The sequence below is a fragment of the Streptomyces sp. PT12 genome, assembly GCF_003311645.1.
Classification (GTDB): domain Bacteria; phylum Actinomycetota; class Actinomycetes; order Streptomycetales; family Streptomycetaceae; genus Streptomyces.
The window spans coordinates 1-3,789 of sequence record NZ_QEST01000118.1 but is presented as its reverse complement, the minus strand read 5'-3'; the positions used below and the strand labels follow the sequence as shown (position 1 = coordinate 3,789).

Sequence of the window (3,789 nt, the reverse complement as noted above, 5' to 3'; positions counted from 1 at the left end):
TTTCTGTCTTCGTGATCAACCTCTGGACAGCCCACCTCGTGAAAGCACGAGGTTAGAACCGGGTGGGCCCCGGGCCGGGGGGATACGGAATGGATCAGGTGCCGCCGGTCGACCAGGAGACGGCCAACTTCCTCAAGGCGCTGGCGAGCGAGACCCGCTGGGGGTGCCTCCCGCTTGCAGGGGAGCGTGATGATGCTGTTCGCCGGCGGCGCGGAACTCACCGTCAGCGAGGTCGCCGCCCGCAGCGGCCTGGCCTCTCGACCGCCTCGGAGCACCTGGCGCTGCTGCGCCGGAGCGGGCTGCTGCGGGCCGAGCGCGACGGGCGGCAGGTCCGCTACCGCGCCGACGGCACCCGGACCACGCAGCGGCTGGACGCCCTGAAGGGCTACCTCACCGGCTGCTGCCCACCCGACTGACCGCCGGGCCTGCGCCGCATCCGGTCACCGCCACCGCGAGGGCGGGGTCAGGTGGTCGTGCGCAGGTCGAGCATGGCGGACATCGCGGCCACCGCCGAGGGGGCGACGGCGTAGTAGACCCAGGTGCCACGGCGCTCGGAGGTCAGCAGCCCGGCCTCGCGCAGTTTCTTCAGGTGGTGGCTGACGGTGGGCTGGGAGACGCCGACGTCGGCGATGTCGCACACGCACGCCTCGCCGCCCGGATGGGAGGCCACCTTGGAGAACAGCCGCAGGCGCACCGGGTCCGAGAGCGCCTTGAACAACGCGGCCATCCGCTCCGCGTCCTGCGCCGACAGCTCCGCGGCCGTCAGCGGCGGGCAGCAGGGCACCACCACGTCGTCCGGTTCGAGGACCGGGAGCTCCACCGTCTTCTGCTTCGACATGCCTCTATGTTGACACTCGTCAATACCACATGGCAAGCTCCCGGATATCGACAGACATCGAAACAGTGAAGGAGTGCTGATCATGCCGGAGCCCGCCCCTCTGCCCGTCGCCGTCATCGGTGCCGGCCCCATCGGCCTTGCCGCCGCCGCCCATCTGATCGAGCACGGCATCGAGCCGCTGGTCCTGGAGCGCGGCGACCACGCCGGCGCCGCGGTGCGCGAATGGGGGCACGTGCGGCTGTTCTCCACCTGGGCCGAGCTGGTCGATCCGGCCGCCGAGAAGCTGCTCACCCCCACCGGCTGGACCCGGCCCGAGGACAGCCGGTACCCGACCGGCGCCGAGTGGGCCGCGGACTACCTCCAGCCGCTGGCCGACGCCCTCGGCGAACGCGTCCGCTACGGCGCCACCGTCACCGGCGTGGCCCGTGCCGGACGGGACCGCGTGGTCGACTCCGGCCGCGACACCCAGCCCTTCACCGTGCACCTCACCACCGCCGACGGCGCCGAGGTGGGGGCACCTCCCGGCGTCAGCCGGGGGAGGATCGCGGTCCGCGCCGTCATCGACGCCTCCGGCACCTACGCCACGCCCAACCCGCTGGGCGCCGACGGCTACCCGGCCGCCGGGGAACGCGCGCTGGCCGCCCAGGGCCGCATCACCTACCGCGTCCCCGACTTCAGCGACCCGGCCGTCCGCGCCGCGTTCGCCGGCAAGCGCACCGTCGTCGTCGGCGCCGGCGCCTCCGCCTTCACCGCCCTCGCCGGCCTGGCCAACCTCACCAAGACCGAGCCGAGCACGCACGCGGTGTGGGTACTGCGCCGCGGCATCTCCGGCTCCACCTTCGGCGGCGGCACCGCCGACCAACTCCCCGCCCGCGGCGCCCTTGGCCTGGCCGCCAAGGCCGCCGTCGACAACGGTCACGCCGCCGCCGTCACCGGCTTCCGCACCACCGCCGTCGAACGAGACGGCGACAACCGCCTCGTCCTCGTCGCCGACGACGGCCGCCGCACCGAGCCCGTCGACCACATCGTCGTCCTCACCGGGCTGCGCCCCGACCTCTCCTTCCTGTCCGAAGTACGCCTCGGCCTGGACGAACGCCTCTCCGCCCCCGTACGCCTGGCACCCCTGATCGACCCCAACCAGCACTCCTGCGGCACCGTGTACCCCCACGGCGTCAACGAGCTCTCCCACCCCGAAGAGGACCTGCACCTGGCCGGGATGAAGTCCTACGGCCGCGCCCCCACCTTCCTCGCCATGACCGGCTACGAACAAGTCCGCTCCCTCGCCGCCGCCCTCGCCGGAGACATGGAAGCAGCCCAGCGGGTGGAACTGTCCCTCCCGGAGACTGGGGTGTGCGGAGGCCCCAGCCTCTTCGACCAGGCCACGCCCGAGGACGCGGCGGGCGGATGCTGCGCCCCCGCGCCGCAGCCGGTCCAGCTCGGCGTCAGCGCCCCGGCCACCACCGAGACCGCGCCCCGGGGCGGCTGCTGCGGCTCCTGAGCGACCGCACAACTCAGACGGACGGGGCCGCGACCGGCTTGGAAGATGGCTAGCGGCCCCGCTACCGCTGACTTGTATCGCCCACCTGCCACAACAACAGTCAAAGAGCGCTACCTGTGATGTGCCCCGAGTTTTATGGAGTCGGCTCGCTTGGTTTCACGCTACATGTGCTGAGCGGAGTTCGTACTCGATCGGGGTGAGCATGCCCAGCGCGGAATGTCGACGCTGTCGGTTGTGGAAGATCTCCAGGTACTCGAAGAGGGCGTTGGCCAGCTCCAGTCGGGTGCGCCACCGCTGACGATTGAGGAGCTCGGTTTGAACCCGTCCCCAGAAGGACTCCATCAGGGCGTTGTCGGCGCAGTCCCCGACCGAGCCCATCGAGGGCACCAAGCCGGAGGCGTGTGCCCGCTGGGTGAACGCCCAGGAGGTGAACTGCGTCCCGTGGTCGGAGTGAATGATCGTGCTGCCGGGCTGTGGGGTGCGGTTGCCGATGGCCATGCTCAGGGCATTGGTGGCCAGGGCGGCGGTCTGGGTGGCGTCGATGGACCAGCCGACCACTCGGCGGGAGTAGGTGTCCAGGACGACGGCGCAGTACACCTTGCCTTCCCGGGTGGGGTGTTCGGTGATGTCGGTGACCCACAGCTGGTCGCGGGCGGTGCGGGTGAAGTCGCGTTCCACCAGGTCAGCAGCTGAGGGCGTCTCGTGCCGCGGTCGGGGGCGCCGGCTGCCGGGCAGACCGCGGATACCGGCGCGCTGCATCAGCAGCTCGACCGTGCCGTGGCTGACGTGGATGCCCAGCCCCAGGGAGAGTTCGGCGTGGACGCGGCGGAAGCCGTAGGTGCCGCGGGAGGCGGTGTGGATCCCGGTGATGGCCTCGGTCAGCTGGAGGTGCCGCAGCGAGCGGGCCGAGGGCGGTCTGCTGCGCCAGGCGTAGAAGCCGGACTCGGCCACGTGCAGCACGCGGGTGGCCAGCTGCACCGGGAGGTGTTCGCCGGCCATCACCGCGATGGCCTCGAACCGTCTTTTGGGGGCACCACCTGCCCCAGGAGCTCGGCGGCGCGGCGGTGGATCGCAAGCTCCGTCTCCAGTTCGGCTATGCGCCGGCGGGCGGCGACAAGCTCGGCTTGGTCACTGCTGGTGATCCCCGGCTCCTGGCCGGCGTCGATGCGGTGCTGACGGCGCCAGGTATAGATCGTCTGGTCGCTGATCCCCAGGAGCTGGGCGACCTCGGCGACGGGGCGGCCGGACTCGACCAGGTCGAGGACCTTGCGGCGGAACTCGGGTGGATAGCTGCGGGGCATGTGGGCCTCCAGGGGCGCTGGATGACTGATTGTCCAGCAACCCGACTCCACCGACCCCGGGGCACATCAGGGACTCCACAAGACTCAGTACAGCTCAGTCGGCTCCGAACTGATCTACCTGACCAAGGCGTTGAAGGCCCCGGCCCTACGGG

3 protein-coding genes and 1 pseudogene are annotated in these 3,789 nt (G+C 71.3%); 2 read left to right on the top strand and 2 right to left on the bottom strand.

Annotation, left to right across the window (positions count from 1 at the left end; genetic code table 11):
• The first annotated feature begins 89 nt into the window (after positions 1–89).
• Positions 90–416, top strand: a complete 327-nt coding sequence (locus tag DEH69_RS13460) for a helix-turn-helix transcriptional regulator (protein WP_258534646.1) — start codon at positions 90–92, stop codon at positions 414–416.
• A gap of 47 nt (positions 417–463) precedes the next feature.
• Here DEH69_RS13460 and DEH69_RS13455 read toward each other — a convergent pair whose 3' ends face one another.
• Positions 464–838: a helix-turn-helix transcriptional regulator gene (locus DEH69_RS13455; protein WP_113687186.1), complete on the bottom strand. Its 375-nt coding sequence runs from the start codon at positions 836–838 to the stop codon at positions 464–466.
• 82 nt (positions 839–920) lie between these two features.
• Between DEH69_RS13455 and DEH69_RS13450 the strand changes: the two genes are divergently transcribed.
• Positions 921–2,336, top strand: a complete 1,416-nt coding sequence (locus DEH69_RS13450; RefSeq protein ID WP_113687187.1) for an NAD(P)-binding domain-containing protein — start codon at positions 921–923, stop codon at positions 2,334–2,336.
• Positions 2,337–2,492: 156 nt separating this feature from the next.
• On the opposite strand, the pseudogene DEH69_RS13445 reads toward DEH69_RS13450, so the two are convergent.
• Positions 2,493–3,637 (bottom strand): annotated as a pseudogene (locus tag DEH69_RS13445) (IS3 family transposase).
• Positions 3,638–3,789 lie beyond the last annotated feature (152 nt).